Consider the following 23,275-nt stretch of genomic DNA (forward strand, 5'->3'; position numbering starts at 1 on the left):
AGTAATACGCAACAAAACGGCTTTGCATTTGCAAGGCCGTTTTTGTCGCTGGGATGACAAGTGTACCCCATAAAAAAACCCGGCACTAAGGCCGGGTCTTTCCAAAAATCAAATTAATTATTATTTCTTGTCTGCTGCAGGCCAAACGTTGTTGGCTGGGTTATAATCCGGCAGTGTGCCATCAGGGTTATAAGTTACCGATATAATCTCTTCGGTTGAAGGGTATTTGAACGACCAGCTTACATTGCGTTCCCAAATTTCTGCTGCAAAATTCACACGCTGCGTTTTACCGCTTTTTAGTTTAATATCCAGCACAACAGGCATAGCCATTTTTTCAAGGTTATCCAGGGTTATAATAGCCCCTTTTGCCGGGTTGTTATCTACATAACGTACGTTGCGTACGGCAACATCTAAACGCCAGGTATGTTCAAACCAGCCTCTCCAGAACCATTGCAAGCTTTCGCCGGCCGCATTTTCTATCGTACGGAAAAAATCATCGGGGGTTGGGTGTTTAAATGCCCAGCGGTTAATGTATGTTTTAAAGGCAAAGTCAAAACGTTCAGGGCCTAAAATTTGCTCGCGCAGCATTACTAAGCCAGCGCTTGGCTTGCTATACAATAAGGTACCATTATTAGCTTCTTTTAGGTTATCCGGATTGCTCAGTACAGGTTCCAGATCGGGACGTGTGAACGATGTGAACTGGCGCAGGTTACCTTCAGGGGTTGGCGCACGATAAAATTCGCCTTTTAATGAATAAGCGGTAGAAAGTGTATTGATGAAAGTGTTAAAGCCTTCGTCCATCCAGCCATAAAGGCGTTCGTTCGATCCAACGATCATCGGGAACCAGGTGTGGCCAAACTCGTGGTCAATAACACCCCATCCGCCGCCTAAGCTGCAAAATACAATGCCTGGGTATTCCATGCCGCCTGCTTTACCCGCAACGCCTGTAGCGTTAGGATATGGGTATTCAAACCATTTTTTAGAGTTGTATTCTAACGATGCTTTGATCATTTCGGTGCCGCGCTTCCAGCCAGCTGATTCAACAGGATAAGCTGATATAGCCATTGATTTACGGCCACTTGGCAAGTCCATTTTAGCAGCATCAATTACGAATGCCGCCGATGCACCCCACGAAGCATCGCGCGCGTTCTTGATCTGGAAGTGCCAGGTAAGTTCGGGTTTGCCGGCCGGGCGCGATTTTGGATCGGTCACTTCTTCGGCACTGCGGATAGCTACTGTGGTTTCGCTGTTAGCGGCTTTTGCCCAACGTGCAACCTGCTCGGGTGTGTAAACATCCTTAGGGTTTAATAATTCGCCTGAGCACACTACAATATCTTTAGCAGGAGCGGTAATGTTGATATCAAAATCACCATACTCGAGGTAAAACTCGCTTTCGCCGGTATAAGGCAAAGTATTCCAGCCCATAACGTCGTCATATACGCACATGCGCGGGTACCATTGCGCCACCTGGTATATCTTGCCGTTTTTAGACTGGCCTCGATCGGTGCCTTGCTGGATGATACCCATACGGTCTGAACCGTAATCGGGCGAAATAAATGAATATTTGATCTCCAGCTTTAACTGACCGCCGTTTGCCGCAACTGCTTTAGGTAAAAATACCTGCATGCGGGTATCGTTAACTAACCACTTTACCGGGGTAGCCGTAGTTTTGCCACCAGCAATGCTTAATACTTTAACCGAGTTGATTTTATAACCCGCATCAAAATCCTGGCCCTGGCCCCAGTTGCGGCTGGATTGTACAACGCCGCGTGTCGGATCGTTTGCCAAAGGCACCTGTTTATTACCACGCGAATCTAACTTGAACAGGTTTTGATCTAACTGCATCCATATAAAGGATAAGTTTTGCGGGCTGTTATTGGTATAAGTTAATATTTCTGAACCTGTGATCTCGTTCCTTTCCTCGTTCAGCTTGGCCGACAATTGATAGTCGGCCCTGTTTTGCCAGTATTTTGGGCCCGGCGAACCATCAGATGCGCGCATTTCGTTACCATTTTTTGTATAAAAAAATGGTTTCCAAAGCTCGTGATAATCGTAATTTGTGGTGGGCGTGTTTTCCTCTACAAAAGGCTGAAGGCGCTGTCTGCCGGTAAAAGCAGCACGTTGTGCAGCAGTAGGGGTAGTGGTGGTTGGCGGCGTAGTTTGTGCATCAGCAGCATACGTACCGGCCAATAATGCCAGCGACAAACCGGCAACCAGGTTAATTTTCATATTTAATAACAACTTTAGTTAATAGTAAACACAAGTATATATTAAATATGGCTGAAATTCAGCAGCGTAAAACGATTGTTACTAATAAAATACTCTATGGGTTTTGTAGGAAATGCTTTTTATAAACATCCTCGTCAAAGCCAAAAAACAGGAAACCGCCGTCTTCAATAACCGGGCGTTTAATCATACTGGTTTTTTCCTGTAATATTTTAAGCGCGGGTGTTTTGCCGGTAATGCTTTCTTTTACTTCGGGTGTCAATCCTTTATAAGTTAGCCCCTGTTTGTTCATTACTTTTTCATAGCCTGCCTTAGCTGCCCATTCTTCTAATTTATCGGCGCTAACCCCCAGCTTTTTAAAATCGTGAAACTGGTAATCAACGTTATGGGCCTTTAGCCAGTCTAACGCTTTTTTTACTGTATTGCAATTGGTAATGCCGTAAACTTTCATTTGTACAAATAATTAATTACCGCCGCCGGTATTTTTGGCGCCCCCTTTAGTGTCGTCGTTATTAATGCCACGTTGGTTCTTTTTGATCTCGCTGTTAAGCTTGCCAAATTTATAATTGAACCGTATAGCAAAATTACGATAGTAATTTTGATTAAATGAACTTTGTGCAAAATCTGCCGAGCTTGATGACGATCTAAACGTTTGATATTTGCTGTAAGGGTTATTGGCCACCAACGATATACTTGCTTTTTTATCTAAAAAGTCTTTTGATAACACGTATGATGAAAAAATGAATTTACTTGACTGGCCCTGCAGTGTGACATCGCCGCTGAAATAGCCAGAACTTATGCCAAAACGGTAGCCTTTATTAAACTTATATGCAATATTGCCAAAAGCATTACCAGTAAATCCGCTGTTTTTGTAGTACTGCCCGTTAAATGTGCCCGCCAGCCAAATTTTGCTTAATTGGCCATTTATGCTAAAGCTTAATTTTGTGGTGATGGGGAACGACATATTTATATTTAACCCCAGTGTTTTATTAGTGCCCAGGTTTTGATAAGTGGTGTTGGTAACAGTATCTGTTTTGCTGCCTTTGGTTTCTATTTGCAGCAGCGATACATTTTGGATGGCATTGTTAGAGAAAGCATAACTTAAACCAGCGTTGAACGAGTTTTTACCAAAACGGCTATAGTTCATCTCGAATGTGTTACTTAATTCGGGGCGAAGGTTAGGATTACCTGTATTTATAAACTTTGGATTAGACCTGTCAATAAACGGGTTTAATTGCTGGATACCCGGCCGCTGGATACGCTGTGTATAGCCCAAATTAATACTACTTCCTTTAAAAGCGTGTTGCACAGATACCGAAGGAATAAGGTTGTTATAATCGGGGTTTACGGCGCTGCCTGCAGATGTAAAATTCGCATTGATATTGGTATGTTCTAAACGTGCGCCAATCTTACCCGTCCATTTATCTAATTTAAATTGGTAGGTATTATACACGCTTAACACATCCTGGTGATAATCAAAATCATTGGTTTGCGAGGTGTTCGGTACAAACACGCCGGTTGTGGGGTCTTGATCTTCGCGATGGTACTCACTAAAATTATTCCGTAAAATGGCTTTAGCACCGGCTTCAACAGTTATCTTTTTTAGCGGATGTACATAATCCAATTGCAAAGTATGTTCACGGCTGCCTGAATTATTGAACTGATTATAGCTTGGGAAACTGCTGGCGGGATAACTGGTACGGTTTATAAAATTGTTAGTGGTTGATTGTGAGTTGGGCGAATTACTGTATTTGTATGAAAAAGTAAGTAACTGATCTTTACTTTTTTTAAAGCCCAACTGATAGTTTATCGCAACATCGGTACCTACAAAATTACCTCTACCGCTGTTTAGCAGGTTATATGAGTTGGCAATACCGCCCAGTTTGTTGGTGCTGAGATTGACTTGTGAACCATTGTTGTTAAACGTATTGCCAAAAGTTTCGATAGAGCCGGTTAACAGGTTCAGGCTATCCAACTCATAACTTAATTCGGCATTGGCATATTGATAATGCCCATCAAAACCGTTTATTCCATTTTGGTTAATGGCCGAGCCATCTTTAAGCAGTTGTATATTACCAAACCCGGTCTCCTGGTGGTTTTGCCGCCCAAAACCTGCATAAGCCGACATGCCAAATTTACCTTGCTTTACATTGCCGTTAATGTTCAATCCCGGGCCCCAGATAGTATTTATACGACCGTTAATGCCCACATTATATCCTTGGTCGGCATTTTTTTTAGTAATAATATTGATGATACCCGCTAAACCTTCTGCATCGTACTTAGCCGGTGGGGTGGTAATTACTTCTATCTTTTGAATATTGGTAGCCGGCATTGCTTTTAAAACATCCGATGGGTTTTTAGCCACCAACGCCGACTCCCGACCATTGATCAATATCTTATAGTTACCGCTGCCTTTTAGTTTAATATTATCCGATGCATCGACGGCCAGTAAAGGTACCTTGCGCATCATATCCAAAGCGCTCAAGGCTTTACTTTCAGGGTCGGCCTGCACATCGTAGCTTAAACGGTCTACCTCCTGTTTCATTAAAGGTTTCAGCGCCGATACAGATACTTCTTTCAACTGACTGTTTGATGGCGATAGCACAATTTTTCCTACATCAAAATCAGCATCACCTTTAACAGCAAGGGTCTTGGTTTTATACCCTACGTATACTAATGATAGAGTATAGGGTTTGGGTGCCAGGTTTTTTACCTCAAAGGTCCCTTCGTCTTTAGTTAGCGAGCTTTTTACAGGTTGTTTAGTAGCAGCATCGCTCAAGCTAATAGTTACAAACCCCAATGACTTATTAGTTGCCGAATCTATCACCGTGCCTTTAACCGTAATGGCTTTTACCGGTTGCTGGGCAAACAGTAAGCCGGTAAAAAGTAGAAATAATAAGGATAGTAGAAATTTTTTCATTGAATATAAGGCGGGGTACGACACAAAGTAAGGGCTTCGTTTCCCTGATTAAAAATGGTTTAACAAACTTTAACGGATATTTAACATATTAAATTTTTTTTGCATACTGTTAATTCCCGCGTCCTCCGGCAGCATCGTCATTATTAATGCCGCGCTGATTTTTCTTTATCTGCGCGTTCAGCTTACCAAACTTATAGCTGAAATTAAAGCCAATGGTGCGGAAGTAATTAAGATTGCTGCTATAGGTCTCAAAATCATTGGTTTTGGTAATAAAATCAAGCTTAATAAACTTTTTATAGGGGTTATTAAAATTAACGTTAACCGAGCCTTTACCTTTCCAAAGCTCTTTAGTGATACTTGCACCACCGCCCAGCCAATAATTATCACGGCCTTGTAATAACACGTACCGGCTGTCAAAACCTATATTTAAACCAATGCGGTAGCCGTTATCAAATTTATAGCTGCCATTGGTGAACACGTGGCCTTGCTGGCCGCTGTTGGTATATAGTTTACCGTTATAAAACCCATCCAGCCAAACCTGCAATAATTCGGTATTGATGTTAATATTCATTCTTTTTGTGATGGGGTAATTAACACTGACATCCAACCCAAGCCTTTTATTTTTCCCCACGTTGGCAAAGGTTTGTGTGGTGACATTTCCGTTTACGGTGGCTACGTTTTCAATAGTGTTGTTAGAGAAGGAATAGTTAGTGCTGATGTTGATGGAGCCCTTATTAAAATTACCATAACTCAATTCGAAGTTATTGTTCACCGCCGGTCTCAGATCGGGGTTACCCATGTTAATGTATAAGGGGTTGCTCCTGTCTGAAAACGGGTTCAACTGGTATATGCCGGGGCGCTGTATACGCTGCGTAAAACCAAATGTAACACTACTATTTTTTAGTATCCGCTGCGCCGAGAAAGATGGCACCAGGTTATGGTAAGACCGATCGAGCACGCCGGCTGCTGCAGACGTAAATTCGGCACCTATATTAGTGTTTTCAAAACGCAGGCCGCCTTTAAACACCCATTTGGTGAATTTCAACGTGTACGAATTGTATATGCTGTAAACATCTTGCCGGTAAGTAAAGTTGTTAGTTTGCGAAGCATCTGTAAGGTATATGCCCGAGCTATTCTGCACATCGTTACTAAAATTGCTAAAGTTATTACGCAGGATCATTTTGCCGCCGGCCTCAACGGTTAGCACTTTAGCCGGCTGAATGTAGTCGACTTGGGTAGTATATTCTTTTGTGCCCGCATCATTATTTTGGCGATAGTTGGCTACCCCAGTTTGGTTGGTGATGACATTGCTAAACTGCTTGTTATTTGAATTGCTGTATTTGTAAGAAACTGTGAGTAATTGATCTTTATGATTTTTAAAGCCCAACTGGTAATTCAGCCCTAAATCCATCCCATGCGATTTGTTATTGCCACTGTTATTTACATTATAAGCCTGTGTTAGCGTATTGGCCGCATTAAACAATTGCGTAAACTGGTTATTAGCATTATTGCCGGTGTTATTATAATTGTTAAAAGTGCCGGTAAGCAGGTTTAAAGAATCTATTTCATAACTCAGTTCAGTACTGGCGTATAAGTTACTGCCGCCATTACCTCGGTTACCATTTTGAAATAAGCCTGAAGGCTGGGTAATAAAAGTAGTTTTGTTATCAAAATCAGATGCACGCATGGGCCTGGTTCCCTGGCCTATAAAGCCATTAAATCCAAATTTGCCCTGCTTAACTGTAGTGTTTAAGTTTACCCTGTAACCGAATACCGTATTGTAGTTAGTATTGATAGAACCATTATACCCCTGATCGCCATTTTTTTGAGTGATGATATTGATAATACCCGCCAGGCCCTCGGCATCGTACTTAGCCGGCGGGGTGGTTATCACTTCTATCTTTATAATATTTGTACCCGGCATTGCTTTTAAAACATCTGAAGGGTTTCGTGCCATAATTGCCGATTCCTTTCCATTTAACAATATTTTATAGTTGCCATCGCCGCGCAGCTTAATATTGTCATTCGCATCCACCGATAACAAGGGGACCTTTCGCATCATATCCAGCGCGGTTAACGATTTGCTCTCCGGATCTGCTTGTACGTCATAACTTATGCGGTCAACCTCCTGCTTCATCAGCGGTTTCAACGCCGATACTGATACTTCTTTTAACTGACTGTTGGATGGCGATAGCAGCACTTTTCCAACGTTAATATCATTAATACCTTTAACTGTTAATATTTTAGTTTGATAACCTACATAAATAAGCGACAGTTGATAGGTTTTAGGCATTAAACCTTTTATTTCAAAACTGCCATCCTGCTTGGTCAAATTGCTTTTAACCGGCTTTTTTGTTTCCATATCAACAATAGTTATAGTTACAAAATCAAGCGGTTTATTGGTAACCGAATCAATAGCAATGCCTTTAACTGCTATAGTTTTTGTGGAGGTTTGGGCAAAAAGTGATACCGCTAAGCTGCAGCAAATAGCGGTTAGTAATAGTCTCTTCATTTGTTACGCTAATAGACGCCAGATTTGATAAAGCGTTACAGGAATAAAATTTTAATTTTTTGCAGGGGGGAACAAAAAAGACAGTATTTACCCAATAAAACTAAGGATATAGTTTTATTGGGTGGTCAAAGTAATAGAATTGTTACTTATTGTTAAATTTTGTCATAGTAAGCTCGGTACCAATAGTGGCAAAGCTTTTAATAATTTCAATAGATTTATCTATAAGTGCGGGGATCTCGGGCAATTCATCATGGTCGAAACCGCTCAGCACATAATCAACCTGGCGACCTTTGGGGAAGTTATCGCCCACGCCAAAACGCAGGCGGGCGTATTGGTCGGTACCCAGGGCAAGTTCAATATTTTTAAGGCCGTTATGCCCCGCAGCGCTGCCTTTGGGTTTCAGGCGCAGGGTGCCCAGAGGGAGGGCAATTTCGTCAACAATAACCAGCACGTTCTCAATAGGGATCTTTAACTCCTTCATCCAGTGGCTTACGGCTTTGCCACTAAGGTTCATATAAGTAGTAGGCTTTATCAGGTGCAGCATACGGCCTTTATACTTCATTTCGGTATAATAAGCCAGGCGCATATTATAAAAATGCAGACTTTCCTGTTTAGCCAACTGATCGAGCACCATAAAGCCCGCATTGTGCCGTGTATCGGCATACTCTTGTCCAATATTTCCTAAACCTACTATCAAATATTTCATACCCCAGCCCCTAAAGGGGATTCATATTGTTTGATGCAATTATACAAAAAAAGCGACGGGCCAAAACCCATCGCTTTTCAAATAATTTAGTGTAATCACCAAATTGGTGGAATATTCAATTAATTATTTTTTACCAGCAGCTTCCTGCTCAGCCTGACGTAATGCACGTGAGGTAGTGATTGAAAGAATGGTATCTTCCGGAGCGTTAGTTATGGTCAGGTTTGGAAAGCTAACCTCGCCTACACGCACAGATTTACCAACTTCTAAGCCTTCAATGCTTACTTCAATGTTATCTAAGTGGTTTTTAGGTAATGCTTTAACGCGCAGCTTACGCAGTTTTTGCACTAATTTACCACCCATTTTAACACCTGGCGAAGTACCGGTTAAACGAACCGGGATCTCAATGGTAACTTCTTTTTTATCGTCCAGCAATAAAAAGTCAACGTGCAGCATTTGTTCCGTTAACGGATGGAACTGCATGTCCTGGATAATAGCCTGTGATTTTGTACCGGCTATGTCTAAATCGATGAAATGAACTTCGGGGGTATAAACCGCCGGTTTCAAATCAGCTGCAGACACTGAAAAGTGGGTTTGAGTAGCCCCACCATAAAGAACTGCGGGGATTAAACCCTGGTAGCGCAGCTCTTTAGCGTCCCTTTTCCCTACGTTCTCTCTCAGAGAACCGCTAATAGCAATTGATTTCATTTTAATTATTTATTGTTATTTATTATTATTCCGTAGCTACTGCTACAGTGCTTTTAATTATTGTTATTAGTCAACCTTAAACAGCTGACTTATCGAGCCATGTTCGTTCACGTTAGTGATAGCACGGGCAAACAGGTCGGCCGTTGATAGTACCTTTATTTTCGAACACTCCTGCTTCAGCGGAATGGTATCGGTGACTATCAATTCGCTTAACACCGAGTTTTCTATGGTTTCGTACGCCTTTCCCGATAGTATCGGATGGGTACATACCGCCCGAACAGTGTTCGCACCTTTTTCCATAATCAGCGCGGCTGCTTTTGCAAGTGTACCGGCAGTATCGCACATATCATCAATAAGCACTATATCCAGGCCTTCAACATCACCAATTATCGTCATCGATTCTATCTCGTTGGCGCGTTTACGGCGTTTGTCGCATATTACTACCTCGGCGTTAAAATACTTAGCAAAGGTACGCGCCCTGTACGATCCGCCCATATCGGGCGATGCGATGGTCAGGTTTTTCAATTTCAGGCTTTTAATATACGGTACAAATATTACCGAGGCATCCAGGTGGTCAACCGGGATATCAAAAAAGCCTTGTATCTGCGCGGCGTGCAAGTCCATGGTCATAATACGGTTAATGCCCGAAGCTACCAGTAAGTTAGCTACCAGTTTTGACCCTATGGCCACACGTGGCTTATCTTTTCTGTCCTGGCGTGCTAAACCAAAGTATGGGATAACAGCCGTAACATAATGCGCTGATGCGCGTCGCGCGGCATCAGTCATCATTAACAGTTCCATTAAGTTATCGGTAGGCGGATTTGTTGATTGTATCAGAAATACATCGCAGCCGCGAATCGATTCGTTAAAATGGGGTTGAAACTCCCCATCGCTAAAGCGCGAAACAACCACATCGCCCAGTGGATGGCCATATTTTTCAGCTATTTTTGCTGCAAGCGCCGTAGTGCCTGAGCCTGCAAATAATTTGACCGTATTAAACTGTAATGGCATCTTTTATATTCGGATTTGGGATATTGGATTCGGATTGGTCCTTAGCACTAATTTCAAAACCTAATAAAACAGTTTCGGATTTCAAATGCCCCATTTCAAAATAAATCCGAAATCAAACATCCGAAATCCGAAATAACCTTGTTGCCCGACCAGGATTCGAACCTAGACAAACGGTACCAAAAACCGTCGTACTACCATTATACTATCAGGCAATTCACCATAACAAAAGTACCTTTTGAAACGGACTGCAAATATAAGACGATAATTTTAATCTCAAAACCTAAATTCAAAAAATATTGGACAGCCCAAGTGTTAAATATACCTGCTTGTTTAAGGGCGGTTTTTAACCTAAAACACAGCATTTAATCTGATGCAGGTGCCAAATTAACATTCCGGCAAGCTTATCGGGATATTGATAGCCAGGCCACCGTCGGCGGTTTCTTTGTATTTGGAGTTCATATCGAGGGCGGTTTGCCACATGGTTTTCACAACAGCATCCAAACTTACCTTAGCATTATCTGGATTAGTTTGCAATGCCAATTGCGAAGCAGTGATGGCTTTAATAGCGCCCATAGTATTCCGTTCGATACAGGGGATCTGAACAAGGCCACCAATAGGGTCGCAGGTCATGCCCAAGTGATGTTCCATGGCAATCTCGGCAGCCATTAATACCTGACGCTGTGAGCCTCCCAGGCACTCTGTAAGCGCTGCTGCTGCCATGGCCGATGATACACCTATCTCGGCCTGGCAACCGCCCATAGCGGCAGATATAGTGGCCCCTTTCTTAAATATACTGCCTACCTCAGACGCGGTTAGTATAAACTGAATTACCTGATCGTCTGTATAGCCATCGCAAAAAATCATATAGTAAGCCAGCACAGCCGGTATAACGCCAGCTGCGCCGTTAGTGGGCGCGGTAACTACGCGCCCAAAAGATGCGTTTTCTTCGTTCACGGCCAGGGCAAAACAGCTTACCCAGTCTAATATATTTTTAAAACCGCTGCCGGTAGCCCGGATTGCGGTCAGCCATTCATCAAAATTGGTATAAACGGCGTCACCTATCAGTCGCTTGTTCAGTGTAGCGGCACGGCGCGCAACGTTCAGGCCGCCGGGTAAGTGGCCCATAGTATGGCAACCGCGATAGATACATTCTTTCAGTACACGGAAGATATTTAATACGCCACTACGTGTTTCCTGTTCGCTGCGCCAGGCCAGTTCGTTCTCCATCACTACTTCCGATATTTTAAGGCCGGTTTTTATGCACCAGTGCAGCAAATCGCCTGCGGTATCAATAGGAAAAGGTAAGTCTACTTCGGTTTTGTTTAGTCCATTGTCGTTATCCTGAACCACAAAGCCACCGCCAATGGAATAATAGGTTCCCGACACCGCTTTGCCATTATTTAAAAACGCCTGGAACGTAACCGCGTTTGGATGAAAAGGCAGGCTCTCCAAAAACAGGAAGATTAGGTCATCATCGTAAGAAAAATTAATTTCCTGTTGATTACCTAACACTAATTTATGGTCGTTTTTTATCAGATCGACCTTATAGCCGATATTATTTACATCAAAGGTAACGGGGTCGTCACCACTTAATCCCAGTAGTATAGCTATATCTGTACCGTGCCCCTTACCTGTTTTAGCGAGCGAGCCATACAGCAATATCTTAACTTCGGTAACCAAGTCGAGCACATTCTGCGCTTTCAGCAGTTGTAAAAATTGCTGGGCGGCCCGCCACGGACCAAGCGTGTGCGAACTTGAAGGGCCAATGCCAATTTTAAAAATATCAAATACGGAGATCTGTTCGCGTTGCATTGATGCAATTTAGCAAAGTATTGGGCTAATCATCAAATAACAATAATTATGTGGCCTTTTCTTCGGTATCCTCAGCCCCTTCCTCAACAGCTGGCGGTGCCACAGGTAAGATAACCCCCGGCAATTTTATGCCCGCGGCTTTCAGATCTTTTATCACATTTTCCTGCAATTCCAGTTTAGCGGAAAGGAAATTGGCCGGTTCAACCCACACACGTACGGTGAAGCGGATGCCGTCCAATTCCAGCGCAATAACGCCTACATTGGTGGCAGGGGTAGAAAGGACATTCTTTGTTTTCTTGATTGATTTATAAATAACTTCCTTTACCTTATCCACATCCACCGCGTATTCCAGTTTCAGTTCAAAATCAAGGCGGCGCTTACCTTCGCGGGTTACGTTGGTAATAACCTCGTTAAACAATTTCCCGTTGGGGATAATAACCGTTTTATTATCAGCAGTAAGCAATACGGTGTAGAATATCTGGATAGAAATTACTTTACCATCCTGGCCCTGCGCTAAAATACTGTCATCCAAATCAAAGGGCTTAAGCAATAATATCAGTATCCCACCCGCAAAGTTTTGGAAAGTCCCCGATAATGCCAAACCTGCGGCAACGGTCAACGCGCCAAAAATAGTGGTGAACAGGGTAACGCCGATACCCATTATTTGTAGTACAATTACTACCAGTAAAATATTGAGGCCGGTTATACTAACACTAAGAAAGAAGGGTTGAAGTGAGGAGTGGACCTCCTTGTTGCTCATATGCCGCCTGATACGCGACTTTAACATTTTGATGAGCCAAAGGCCGACTATCAGTATGATCAGCCCTACTATAATCTTTGGGCCATTATTTATTACCCATTCATAAGCCTTATCGTAAAGCTCGTCTACCTTATGGGTATAAATTTGCTTCTCTATCTTCATAAAGCGGCAAATTTACTAATTATTATTTACCGTATATGGTAACAAATAATTGTGGGCCTTTAAACCATACCCAGTCGATAATGGCGTGTTGTAAGTATTTTTTTTCTGTTATGTATTTCATGATATTGTGATAAATACAAATGCTGTGCCTTAATTCTGTTATTTTGATTGACTGAACAAAATTAAGTTTAATTGTAACAGATTTAATAGTTAATCAATCATTTGATTAATAAATGACAGTGCCTTTACGTTCAAGTGACAATGCAGAGTGTTTAACACAGTGCATCATGTGTATTGAATTGTAGACAAGGTGGAGATAAACAGTACGTAGTGCTGAACTTGTTTCAGCATCCCATAACGTGTAAAACAAAAAGCGCCCCGGTTTACCGGGACGCTTTTATATTATAAGCTTTATGCTTTGGCCTTTTAGCTTTCAGCTAAAAGATTACATCATGCCGCCCATGCCGCCACCCATTGGTGGATGACCATGACCGCCTTTATCTTCTTCAGGCTCGTCGGCTAGTACGCACTCGGTTGTTAACAACATAGATGCGATAGAAGCTGCGTTCTCTAAAGCTACACGCGATACCTTAGTTGGGTCTATAACACCTGCACCAATCAGGTTCTCGTATTTATCTGTACGGGCATTGTAACCAAAGTCGGCAGAACCTTCTTTAACTTTTTGCACTACAATAGAACCTTCAATACCGGCGTTCTCGCAAATTTGACGCAATGGCTCTTCAATAGCGCGACGGATGATTTGGATACCAGTGTTCTCGTCGTCGTTAGCGCCTTTTAAGTCGGCTAAAGCCTGTACCGCGCGGATGAAAGCCACACCACCACCTGCAACTATACCTTCTTCAACAGCGGCACGGGTTGCGTGTAAAGCGTCGTCAACGCGGTCTTTTTTCTCTTTCATTTCCACTTCACTTGCAGCGCCGATATACAATACAGCTACACCGCCAGATAATTTGGCTAAACGCTCCTGTAATTTTTCTTTATCGTAATCTGAAGTAGTGTTTTCTATCTGCACACGGATCTCGTTAACACGTGCTTTAATGCTGTCCGCATCGCCATTACCGTTAACAATGGTAGTGTTATCTTTATCGATAGAAATTTTTTCAGCTTGGCCTAACATATCCAGGTCAGCGCTTTCTAACTTAAAGCCTCTTTCTTCAGAAATCACAGTACCACCAGTTAGGATAGCGATATCCTCTAACATTGCTTTACGACGATCGCCAAAGCCCGGGGCTTTAACAGCCGCAACTTTCAGTGAACCACGGATTTTGTTAACTACTAAGGTTGACAGTGCTTCGCCATCCAGGTCTTCAGCAATAATTAACAATGGTTTGCCGGTTTGTACTTGTTTTTCCAGGATAGGTAACAATTCCTTCATGGAAGAAATCTTTTTATCGTAGATCAGGATATAAGGGTTATCCAACTCTGCTTCCATTTTATCTGCATTGGTTACAAAGTATGGCGAAAGGTAACCACGGTCAAACTGCATACCTTCTACAGTTTTAACTTCAGTTTCAGTACCTTTTGCTTCTTCAACAGTGATAACACCTGAAGTGCCAACTTTTTTCATCGCGTCAGCAATCATTTCACCAATAATCTCGTCGTTATTGGCCGAGATAGAAGCTACTTGTTTAATTTTGCTGAAGTCGTCGCCAACATCCTGTTTTTGTGTTTTAAGGTTAGCAACAACAGCGGCAACTGCTTTATCAATACCGCGTTTTAAATCCATTGGGTTAGCGCCAGCGGCTACGTTTTTAATACCGGTAGTTACAATGGCCTGTGCCAATACAGTTGCAGTAGTAGTACCGTCACCTGCAATATCTGCAGTTTTTGATGCTACTTCCTTCACCATTTGCGCGCCCATGTTTTCAATAGCGTCGCTTAATTCAATTTCTTTAGCTACAGTTACACCGTCTTTAGTAATTGCCGGTGAGCCGAACTTTTTATCAATGATTACGTGGCGACCTTTAGGGCCTAATGTTACTTTAACCGCATTGGCCAAAATATCAACACCTCTTTTCAGGGCGTCGCGTGCTTCAACATTGTATTTAACTTGTTTTGCCATTTTTATTTATTTTGATTTCACCGATTTATCTATGATTTCACCGATGTGTTATGATTGTTGTTTATTGTTAATTTTCACCTGCACATTTGCATATTCACGCATTTGCACATTAATAGATTACAGAACTACGTAGATGTCCGATTCGCGCATGATCAGGTAATCTTTACCATCAAGGTTAAATTCCTGGCCGGCAAACTTTCCGTAAAGTACCTTGTCACCAACTTTTACTGTAACAGGGATTAATGCGCCTGTGGTATCGGCATATTTACCCGGGCCTACAGCCACTACAGTTCCGCGTTGAGGTTTCTCTTGTGCAGTTTCAGGAATGTAAATACCTGATGCGGTTTTTGTTTCAGCCGGAGCAGCTTCAATTAATATCCTGTCTCCAATAGGTTTAACGTTTAACGACATAAAATTTCTATTTTATTTAAGTTAGATTTATTTTTCTCAATGCTGTATCAACAGCAATTATGCCAAGCGCCATAATTGATTAATAATTGTCAGCAAACCTGTTTTATTGTCAGATTTAGGTCACCAGCTAAATTCATAGTTTAAAATAGCTTAACAATGCAGTGTCAGGTTGGCAGGTGCTTTCATATCATGGGCGTTGCCTGCGGCCCGGGCTATCCGCTCATACTACACAAAGCCTTAGCCACAGGCCGGTATCCGCTGCTATCCCTAACGCAGCGATGATTTAAAAACAAAAAGGCTTCAGGAAATCCCGAAGCCTTTTATATATCTAAAAAGATGTTATTATTTCTTAGTTGAATCTACTGGTTTAGCGGCCGGTGCAGTTGGCAATATACCAGGCGATGATACCGGTGCTGTTGGTTTCGAGGCTTTCTCGATCAGTTCCTTTTGTGCCGGATCTGAAGTTGGGGTTGCGCCGCCTTTAACAACAACGTTAATAGCCAATGATAATACCATTAAAGTGATAGCCAAAACCCAGGTACCTTTTTCAAGGAAATCGCCGGTTTTTTGTACGCCCATTAATTGTGATGACGCTGAAAAATTTGAGGATAAACCACCGCCCTTAGGATTTTGTATCAGCACAATAAACCCTAACAACACGCAAACAATAATGGCAATGATCACTAATAAAATGTACATTTTTTAATTATATTAATTCGTTTTCTTTTCTAAATTTTCAATACGGGATGCAAAGTAACGGCTTTTTTCCGGATATTTCAACATTAATTTTTTGTAAGTAGCTATCGCTTTTGGATATAGCATCTGGTCGGCGTAGATCCGGGCCAGTGTTTCAGTCACCATATCGTGGTTATCTTCCGAGCTTTTCTTGGCCTTGTTCTCACTATCCAGTTTCTCGCCTACCGGTGGGTGAATATGCGGGTCTTCGGCAATAAAGCGTTGAATTATGCGGTCTTCCTTACTTTGCATATTAAACTCCACCGTTGGCGCATCGGCATTACTGGTCAGTTCATCAACCGATGACAGGTGGAATATATTTTCAAAATACTGCTGTTGCAATTCATCCGGCATTGGTGCTTTATCAGCCGGTTTGTTAGGCGCAGTTTTGTTAACAGGGTTTGCAGGCGCTTTTACATAGGGCTGATACAGCGACCCATGCTCTTTACGGGTTTTATCCAGCCACCACATAAAAGTGTAGGGCATTTTTTCGTCGTGATAACGGGATACATTGTTTTGTGTTGGTTGCTTGTACGCAGTTTGGGGTTCATGTGGCGTTACATCCTGCGGCGTAGCGTAAAAATCGGGTTGCGCAGGCTCTTCCGGTTTTTTGTTATCTCCAAAAGCGCGGTCGAAAGTAAAATAATCCGTAGCGGCAATATTGCCCATAATCAGCTTTTCAGCTTCATCATGTTGTGCTGGTGATGTTTCCTCCTCAGTTTCCCCGTAAGGTTCTTCGTAGGCATGTTCAACCGGCACAATGGGCGATTGCTCCTCTTCAACCCAATTACCATATGTTGCGGGCTGTTCATCGGCCACTTCATTTTCGTGGTGGTCAATGGCAATGTCGTCAATAGCTGTAATTTCGTCGTAAGTTTCCTCGTCTATCACAGTTTCGCCTTCTTCGGCATAAGGTGGCCATTGCGCCGGTTCTTCTGTCGGTGCCTGGTATTCTTCGGTGGTTTCCCAGGCCAAAGGCGCTGCTTCTGTAGCCGGTTCGGGCTGCCATTGGGCATATTGTTCAGTAGTATTCTGTGGGATATATGTTTCTTCCTCACCAGTCAACTCAGTGGGCTCCTCTACATGATCAAGCAACGGTTCGGGTGCAATTTCCTCATGTGACTGCTCCTCTGCCTGCCATGGGGCAAATTCAGCCGGGGTTTCTGCTATATGCGGTTCATCTTCCTCGTCTTCCATTTCCCAAGGGGCGCGGCCTAATGGCTCGTCATCAACGGGTGCAGGGGTTATGTTGTCTTCAAATTGCACTGGTTCCGGGCTATCTTCCACGGCCGGCTCAGGGGCAGGGTATTCATCTTCAATAACCTGTTCAGGCGCTTCGTCTTTTTTCTCATCTTCTTGCTGACCCGGCCATTCCACATTAGGGAAAGCAGTTGGCTGGTCGGTAAAAATAGCATTACTGCTCTCCTCGGAAACCACCGTATCGGAAGAACTGCTGGCAGTTTGCCCGTTAAGCGGCTGGCTTTCACCCTGGATGATCAGTTGTGCTTTATCTACAGTCAGTAAACTATCGTTTTGGTGCATTAATTTGTATAGCGCGCGTCCATCAAAGTAAGCGGCGGCTACAGCCGGGTTACCCTGATTAAGCGCCCGCCCGTACAATGCACGGAATAAGCCCGATTGCGGATAGGTTTTCACCAATTCCTGCAAATTAGAAGCATAAGCTGCACCATTATCGGCCGGATTGGCCAATAATTTCTCTATAATTTCTTTTTGCCTGTTATTTAAATACTCATCCACGGGGTTGAAGCTACTAATTCCAATTTGCAAATGCCTTATTAAAAATATCTTCTGTTAGCTGTTTGTTGATATTAAGTATCAGATTTTGTTCCTGTGATGCTATATCGCCGGTAAAATCTGCTGTTTTAGTAAAGTCTTGTTCAAAATTAAGCTTTTTATCGCTTTGATTGGTATATTTTACCTTGACAGTAATACTTAACCTGCTGGCATTGGCAATTGGTGGCGCGTTGCTGTTATTGGTAGCCTGCACCGAAACGGGGGTAATAGTATAGTTTGTAATTGCGCCAGAGAATGTCGCATCTGCCTCGCCGGTACGCACTATGGTTAGCCGGGTTTGCGAGCGGATACGCTCCTTCAACGCCTCTGTAAACTGCTGACTTAAGTTATTTACTACAAACAAAGCATTATTTTCAAAAAACTCCACGTTTATGGTCTTCATATCTTTTGGGATAGAAGCGCCGTTAAGCGTAAACGAGCACCCCGAATACAAAGCCACGGTTACAGATAAAACTAATACGGATATGATCCTCTTCATCTTTGCTTATTATACAGCTACAGGTTCAATTCTTTTATTTTGCGGTACAGCGTTCTTTCAGATATACCCAATTCGTGTGCGGCCAGCTTGCGCTTGCCTTTATGTTTCTTTAAAGCTTTGCGTATCAGGTCCGACTCTTTATCTATCAGCGATAACGATTCCTCAACCTCTTCGGCATTATGCGTAATGTTAAAATGATCGCTGTTGTTGTTTATAACGGGCTGCTGCAAGGTAAATTGTGGCGCTTCGTGATGATCGCCGGCAGGCAATTCAATATCTCTGTATAACTGATTAATGGCTTGCGAGTGATTGGCATAATTGGCTGACACACCGCCGTGTTCAATAATATCAGCTACCAGTTTTTTCAATTCTACCATGTCGCGCTTCATATCAAACAGTACTTTATACAGGATATCGCGCTCAGAGAAATCTTCTTTGGGCTGGTTATCCAAGCGCATAGGCAAATTGCGGCTGTTATTTTCCAACGGGATATAATTCAGAAGCGTTTGCGCGGTAATGGTGCGGTCGCGTTCCAGTACTGCTAATTGCTCGGCCATGTTTTTTAGTTGCCTTACGTTACCCGGCCACGAGTAATTGACCAGCATTTGCTGTGCGCCTTCATCCAAATGAATTGGCGGTGTGCGGTATTTATCGGTGAAATCAGAAGTAAATTTTCTAAAGATCAGGAATATATCTTCCTTCCTGTCGCGCAAAGGTGGTATTTTTAACGGAACCGTATTTAAACGATAGTACAGGTCTTCGCGGAATTTGCCATTCTTTACTGCTTCAAAAACATCTACATTGGTTGCAGCAATTACACGCACGTTGGTTTTTTCAACCTTGGATGAACCCACTTTTATAAACTGGCCTGATTCCAACACCCTTAGCAAGCGCGCCTGGGTACCTAAAGGCATCTCGGCAATCTCATCTAAAAATATAGTACCGCCATTTACGGTCTCAAAATAACCTTTACGCTCGCCAACGGCGCCGGTGTAAGCACCTTTTTCATGGCCGAATAGTTCCGAGTCTATTGTACCTTCTGGTATAGCGCCGCAGTTTACCGCAATAAATGGCCCATGCTTACGCGGACTCATCTGATGGATAATATGCGAGAAAACCTCTTTACCGCTACCGCTTTCGCCTGTAATTAATACAGAAATATCGGTAGGTGCAACCTGGTTAGCAATATCTATAGCCCTATTCAATAACGGCGAGTTGCCGATAATGCCAAAGCGTTGTTTTATTTCTTGTATTTCCATAGATAAATGTGCAAATGTGCGTATATGCAGATGTGCAAATTTTAAATATATTAGTCAACAATATGTCCGATGAGTGTAGCTGTAGTACAGCGTTCCACTAACACGTTAGCATATTGGCCCGGTTTGTATCTTTCATCAACCGGGAATATTACCATTGCATTTTTATCACTGCGACCGGCGTAATCTTTGTCTGATTTTTTTGAGAAGCCTTCAATTAATACGCGTTGCACTTTGCCTACCTCGCGCTGGGTATTCACGTGCGAGTAATGCTGTTGCTTAGCAATTACCTCTTTTAACCGCCGCGCCTTTACTTCTTCGGGGATATCATCGGCATAACGTTTAGCAGCCAATGTACCAGGGCGTTCTGAATACATGAACATATAGGCAAAATCATATTGCACATAATCCATCATGCTCAGCGTTTCCTGGTGTTCTTCCTCGGTTTCCGTGCAGAATCCGGTGATAATATCGGTTGATATAGCACAATCCGGGATAATACGGCGGATGGCATCTACACGCTCCATATACCATTCGCGGTCATAAGTACGGTTCATCAGTTCCAGTACACGGCTGTTGCCCGATTGTACCGGCAAGTGAATATAGTTGCAAATGTTATCGTATTTAGCAATGGTATACAGCACATCATCCAATATATCCTTAGGATGCGATGTTGAAAAACGCACCCGAAGTTCAGGACTGATCTGCGCTACCATTTCTAATAAGTTGGCGAAGGTTGTGGTCTTTACATCCTGATTTAAGACTTCCGGCTCCGGACTTTCAGCCTTGTATTTATACGAGTCCACATTTTGCCCCAGCAAAGTAACCTCGCGGTAGCCGGCATTGAATAGGTCTGTACATTCCTTCACAATAGAAAGCGGTTCGCGGCTGCGTTCGCGGCCACGGGTAAATGGCACTACGCAGAATGAACACATATTATCGCAGCCACGCATAATGGATACAAAGGCGTTAATACCGTTGGTATTCAGGCGTACCGGGTTAATATCGGCGTAAGTCTCTTCGCGGCTTAATAATACGTTAACCGCTTTTTGTCCGCCATCAACGGTATCTATCAGGTTTGGCAAATCGCGGTAGGCATCAGGCCCTACTACTACGTCAACCAGTTTCTCTTCTTCTAAAAATTTTGATTTCAGTCGTTCGGCCATACAACCTAACACGCCCACTATCATACCGGGGTTGCTGGTTTTGGCTGCCTTAAATTCTTTCAGGCGGTTGCGCACCCGTACTTCGGCATTCTCGCGGATAGAGCAGGTGTTAATGAACACCACATCCGCATTATTAAAATCCTTAGTAGTTTCAAAACCGCTATCCTGTAAAATAGAGGCTACTATTTCGCTATCAGAAAAATTCATGGCACAGCCATAACTTTCTATATAAAGTTTCCTTCCGTTGTTTTTCCCCACCACAGGCTCCAGCATCAGGGCTTCACCTTGTCGTTCTTCATCGTGCGTTTTATCCGGGATAGCTAAATCGATCATTTATTTAAAACTTAAGCCCGCAAAAATACACAAACTTTTAAATAAAGCGTGACAGTTTGTCAGCCAATTAACAAAATCGAAAGTTTGTTGTTGTATTGTTGAGGGTAGATCAATATAGCCTGTAAATTAGTGGAGATATTGAAATTAACAATACCTGAATTATCCGGGGATGATAGCCGGATAAAAAAAGTAATTTCAAGCCGGCGCGCGTAATTAAAAGAAATGAGATAGCCATTCTTTTTAAAAGCATGATGAAAAGAATAAAAAAACTAAAACAATAAAAGGATAGAAAAGCAACAGGCTGGAAATGATCCCTAATAATTTATAAATGAATCTGAACTTTTTAAAACAACGCTGGCAAAGAATAACTGCACGTATATTTATTGTTATTGCCGCGCTGATATTGGTAGCGGGGGTGTTTATCAACTTCTACTTTTCGCCCATATTGGCTAACACCGTAAAAAGCACTGTGCTTAAAAGCTCGGACAGTTTGTATAACGTCAACTTTACCAAAGCCGATCTGCATATTTTTCAGGGTAAAATAGTCATCTTTAATATCGACCTGTTACCTGATACCAGTGTTTACAACCAACTTAAAAAAGTTAATAGCGCACCAAACAACCTTTACCGCCTGCATATAAAAAAACTGGTGTTAACACATATCCATCCTTTCCGGCTATACTTTAAAAAGAAACTGGATATTGGCGAAATTATATTAAGCGCACCCGAATTAGACCTTACTTATCAGCTCAACCATACAAAGGATACTACTGAAAAAGACAAACGCACCTTATACCAGCGCATTTCTAAAACCTTGCATTCCATACATGTAGGCCATATCGGTTTAAACGATGTACAGTTTAAATACAAAGATTATTCGGGTAATAAAGTAGCGATATCTGAATTGAAGGAGATGAACTTAAGTGCAACCGATCTATTGATAGATTCGGCATCAATGACCGACAAAAACCGGACTTTATATTGCACAGACGTAACTACCGAACTGAATAATTTTAGCGGGGTAACATTGAATGGTTTGTACCGATATAAAATGAAGCTGCTTAAATTTTCCACACATACAGCACAGCTCAACATCGACGATATTACCCTCGATCCTGTTAACCCCAAAAGCTTTTTTGATAAGAGCCAGCGCGACCGCTTTAGCATGCATATCGATTCGGTTCAGCTAAACCGTTTCGACTTTTTAACTTATCATAAGTACCGGAAACTTAGCGGCGGCAGTTTAATAGTGAGTAAAGGCAGGCTGGGTGTTTCTGGCAACCCCAATGCTAAACGAAAAGCTGGCGACCGGGCGATTACATTCCCCAACGCTGGTATATATTTACTTAAAACAGACCTGAAAATAGATACGGTTTTGATTAAAAATATAAACGTATCTTATACTGAGCTGAACCGCAAATCGGAAAAAACAGGTTATATCTACTTTAACAATACCAATGGCCGTATACTAAACTTAACTACAAATGCCGATGCGCTGAAACAGAATAAATACTGCGATATAGCTTTGCAAACTTTATTCATGAATAAAAGCGCATTTACGGTAAAGTTTCGATTCGATATGGCCGACCCCAGCCTGGCCTATAGTTATAAAGGGCATCTTAATGCGGTTAATTTGCAGGTTGTTAACCCCGCCGCCATGCCTTTAGGTATGGTGAAAATAAAAGAAGGCACACTTAAAAGCTTTGATTTTGATATACAGGCCAACCGTTATGTATCACACGGCAAGGTATCGGCGCTTTATAACAATTTAAAGATAATTATGCTAAAACCAGATACTGCCAATAAAAAGCTTAAGCGGATGACCATAGCATCGCTATTTGCCAATGTTTTTGTTTTAAAGCATGATAATCCTGATAAACCGGGAGATATGCCCCGCTCGTTTTATGTAAATGCCCGCCGCCCTATTGAATCAGCCTTTTTTAAAACTGTGTGGAAAACTCTGCTTGCGGGCATTAAATCGTGCGCCGGTTTTGGCGAAAAAAAGGAAAAGGAGATAAAAACTCAAATGGCCGATCGCGCGGTACAAAAGCAGGAACACCTGACAAAAAAGGCCGAACGCAAATTAAAACGTGCGGAAAGGAAGAAAGAGAAGGAACTAAAACGCCAGAAAGAGAAAGAAATGAAGGAGCGGTTAAAGGATGAGCATCCAACGCAATAAGCTTG

At 42.5% G+C, this 23,275-nt stretch carries 17 protein-coding genes and 1 tRNA gene; 1 reads left to right on the top strand and 17 read right to left on the bottom strand.

Annotated elements, in window-relative coordinates; genetic code table 11:
* Positions 1-120: 120 nt before the first annotated feature.
* From IRJ18_RS00160 to miaB, 17 genes are all read right to left on the bottom strand, one after another.
* The gene (locus tag IRJ18_RS00160) at positions 121-2,229 is read right to left on the bottom strand and encodes a M1 family metallopeptidase (protein WP_194104176.1); all 2,109 of its coding nucleotides are present in this window, start codon (positions 2,227-2,229) and stop codon (positions 121-123) included.
* A 94-nt stretch (positions 2,230-2,323) separates the two neighbouring features.
* Positions 2,324-2,677 carry a Spx/MgsR family RNA polymerase-binding regulatory protein gene (locus IRJ18_RS00165; RefSeq protein WP_194104177.1) on the bottom strand — a complete coding sequence of 118 codons (354 nt, stop codon included), beginning with the start codon at positions 2,675-2,677 and terminating at the stop codon, positions 2,324-2,326.
* Between the two features lie 12 nt (positions 2,678-2,689).
* Positions 2,690-5,146: an outer membrane beta-barrel protein gene (locus IRJ18_RS00170; protein ID WP_194104178.1), complete on the bottom strand. Its 2,457-nt coding sequence runs from the start codon at positions 5,144-5,146 to the stop codon at positions 2,690-2,692.
* A gap of 109 nt (positions 5,147-5,255) precedes the next feature.
* A complete protein-coding gene (locus IRJ18_RS00175) occupies positions 5,256-7,658 on the bottom strand; it encodes an outer membrane beta-barrel family protein (RefSeq protein WP_194104179.1) in 2,403 nt (800 codons plus the stop codon).
* Between the two features lie 142 nt (positions 7,659-7,800).
* Entirely contained in the window at positions 7,801-8,364 is a 564-nt protein-coding gene (pth, locus tag IRJ18_RS00180; RefSeq protein WP_194104180.1) for an aminoacyl-tRNA hydrolase, read from the bottom strand.
* 123 nt (positions 8,365-8,487) lie between these two features.
* Positions 8,488-9,069 carry a 50S ribosomal protein L25/general stress protein Ctc gene (locus tag IRJ18_RS00185; protein ID WP_194104181.1) on the bottom strand — a complete coding sequence of 194 codons (582 nt, stop codon included), beginning with the start codon at positions 9,067-9,069 and terminating at the stop codon, positions 8,488-8,490.
* Between the two features lie 66 nt (positions 9,070-9,135).
* Positions 9,136-10,080 (bottom strand): ribose-phosphate pyrophosphokinase, encoded by a 945-nt coding sequence (locus IRJ18_RS00190; RefSeq protein ID WP_194104182.1) that lies wholly within the window; start codon positions 10,078-10,080, stop codon positions 9,136-9,138.
* Positions 10,081-10,221: 141 nt separating this feature from the next.
* Positions 10,222-10,292 (bottom strand) — tRNA-Gln (locus IRJ18_RS00195).
* A 172-nt stretch (positions 10,293-10,464) separates the two neighbouring features.
* On the bottom strand, positions 10,465-11,892 hold the full coding sequence (locus IRJ18_RS00200) for an L-serine ammonia-lyase (protein ID WP_194104183.1): 1,428 nt from the start codon (positions 11,890-11,892) through the stop codon (positions 10,465-10,467).
* A 46-nt stretch (positions 11,893-11,938) separates the two neighbouring features.
* Positions 11,939-12,814: a mechanosensitive ion channel family protein gene (locus IRJ18_RS00205; RefSeq protein WP_194104184.1), complete on the bottom strand. Its 876-nt coding sequence runs from the start codon at positions 12,812-12,814 to the stop codon at positions 11,939-11,941.
* A gap of 445 nt (positions 12,815-13,259) precedes the next feature.
* Entirely contained in the window at positions 13,260-14,897 is a 1,638-nt protein-coding gene (gene groL, locus IRJ18_RS00210; RefSeq protein WP_194104185.1) for a chaperonin GroEL, read from the bottom strand.
* 117 nt (positions 14,898-15,014) lie between these two features.
* Positions 15,015-15,308 (bottom strand): co-chaperone GroES, encoded by a 294-nt coding sequence (locus tag IRJ18_RS00215; protein ID WP_194104186.1) that lies wholly within the window; start codon positions 15,306-15,308, stop codon positions 15,015-15,017.
* A gap of 342 nt (positions 15,309-15,650) precedes the next feature.
* Positions 15,651-16,007, bottom strand: a complete 357-nt coding sequence (secG, locus tag IRJ18_RS00220; protein ID WP_194104187.1) for a preprotein translocase subunit SecG — start codon at positions 16,005-16,007, stop codon at positions 15,651-15,653.
* A 12-nt stretch (positions 16,008-16,019) separates the two neighbouring features.
* Entirely contained in the window at positions 16,020-17,801 is a 1,782-nt protein-coding gene (locus IRJ18_RS00225) for a hypothetical protein (RefSeq protein ID WP_194104188.1), read from the bottom strand.
* A gap of 13 nt (positions 17,802-17,814) precedes the next feature.
* Entirely contained in the window at positions 17,815-18,336 is a 522-nt protein-coding gene (lptE, locus tag IRJ18_RS00230) for an LPS assembly lipoprotein LptE (RefSeq protein WP_194104189.1), read from the bottom strand.
* A gap of 17 nt (positions 18,337-18,353) precedes the next feature.
* Positions 18,354-19,595, bottom strand: a complete 1,242-nt coding sequence (locus IRJ18_RS00235) for a sigma-54 interaction domain-containing protein (protein WP_194104190.1) — start codon at positions 19,593-19,595, stop codon at positions 18,354-18,356.
* Positions 19,596-19,645: 50 nt separating this feature from the next.
* Positions 19,646-21,091 carry a tRNA (N6-isopentenyl adenosine(37)-C2)-methylthiotransferase MiaB gene (gene miaB / locus IRJ18_RS00240; RefSeq protein WP_194104192.1) on the bottom strand — a complete coding sequence of 482 codons (1,446 nt, stop codon included), beginning with the start codon at positions 21,089-21,091 and terminating at the stop codon, positions 19,646-19,648.
* 328 nt (positions 21,092-21,419) lie between these two features.
* Between miaB and IRJ18_RS00245 the strand changes: the two genes are divergently transcribed.
* Positions 21,420-23,270, top strand: coding sequence for a hypothetical protein (locus IRJ18_RS00245; protein WP_194104193.1), 1,851 nt, complete (start codon positions 21,420-21,422; stop codon positions 23,268-23,270).
* Positions 23,271-23,275: the final 5 nt, after the last annotated feature.

This window comes from Mucilaginibacter boryungensis (assembly GCF_015221995.1).
GTDB lineage: Bacteria > Bacteroidota > Bacteroidia > Sphingobacteriales > Sphingobacteriaceae > Mucilaginibacter > Mucilaginibacter boryungensis.

What these genes read in the sequence shown, in the direction of transcription:
- IRJ18_RS00160 (WP_194104176.1), bottom strand. Translation starts at nt 2,229, where the DNA reads ATGAAAATTAACCTGGTTGCCGGTTTGTCGCTGGCATTATTGGCCGGT.
- IRJ18_RS00165 (WP_194104177.1), bottom strand. Translation starts at nt 2,677, where the DNA reads ATGAAAGTTTACGGCATTACCAATTGCAATACAGTAAAAAAAGCGTTA.
- IRJ18_RS00170 (WP_194104178.1), bottom strand. Translation starts at nt 5,146, where the DNA reads ATGAAAAAATTTCTACTATCCTTATTATTTCTACTTTTTACCGGCTTA.
- IRJ18_RS00175 (WP_194104179.1), bottom strand. Translation starts at nt 7,658, where the DNA reads ATGAAGAGACTATTACTAACCGCTATTTGCTGCAGCTTAGCGGTATCA.
- pth (WP_194104180.1), bottom strand. Translation starts at nt 8,364, where the DNA reads ATGAAATATTTGATAGTAGGTTTAGGAAATATTGGACAAGAGTATGCC.
- IRJ18_RS00185 (WP_194104181.1), bottom strand. Translation starts at nt 9,069, where the DNA reads ATGAAATCAATTGCTATTAGCGGTTCTCTGAGAGAGAACGTAGGGAAA.
- IRJ18_RS00190 (WP_194104182.1), bottom strand. Translation starts at nt 10,080, where the DNA reads ATGCCATTACAGTTTAATACGGTCAAATTATTTGCAGGCTCAGGCACT.
- IRJ18_RS00200 (WP_194104183.1), bottom strand. Translation starts at nt 11,892, where the DNA reads ATGCAACGCGAACAGATCTCCGTATTTGATATTTTTAAAATTGGCATT.
- IRJ18_RS00205 (WP_194104184.1), bottom strand. Translation starts at nt 12,814, where the DNA reads ATGAAGATAGAGAAGCAAATTTATACCCATAAGGTAGACGAGCTTTAC.
- groL (WP_194104185.1), bottom strand. Translation starts at nt 14,897, where the DNA reads ATGGCAAAACAAGTTAAATACAATGTTGAAGCACGCGACGCCCTGAAA.
- IRJ18_RS00215 (WP_194104186.1), bottom strand. Translation starts at nt 15,308, where the DNA reads ATGTCGTTAAACGTTAAACCTATTGGAGACAGGATATTAATTGAAGCT.
- secG (WP_194104187.1), bottom strand. Translation starts at nt 16,007, where the DNA reads ATGTACATTTTATTAGTGATCATTGCCATTATTGTTTGCGTGTTGTTA.
- lptE (WP_194104189.1), bottom strand. Translation starts at nt 18,336, where the DNA reads ATGAAGAGGATCATATCCGTATTAGTTTTATCTGTAACCGTGGCTTTG.
- IRJ18_RS00235 (WP_194104190.1), bottom strand. Translation starts at nt 19,595, where the DNA reads ATGGAAATACAAGAAATAAAACAACGCTTTGGCATTATCGGCAACTCG.
- miaB (WP_194104192.1), bottom strand. Translation starts at nt 21,091, where the DNA reads ATGATCGATTTAGCTATCCCGGATAAAACGCACGATGAAGAACGACAA.
- IRJ18_RS00245 (WP_194104193.1), top strand. Translation starts at nt 21,420, where the DNA reads ATGAATCTGAACTTTTTAAAACAACGCTGGCAAAGAATAACTGCACGT.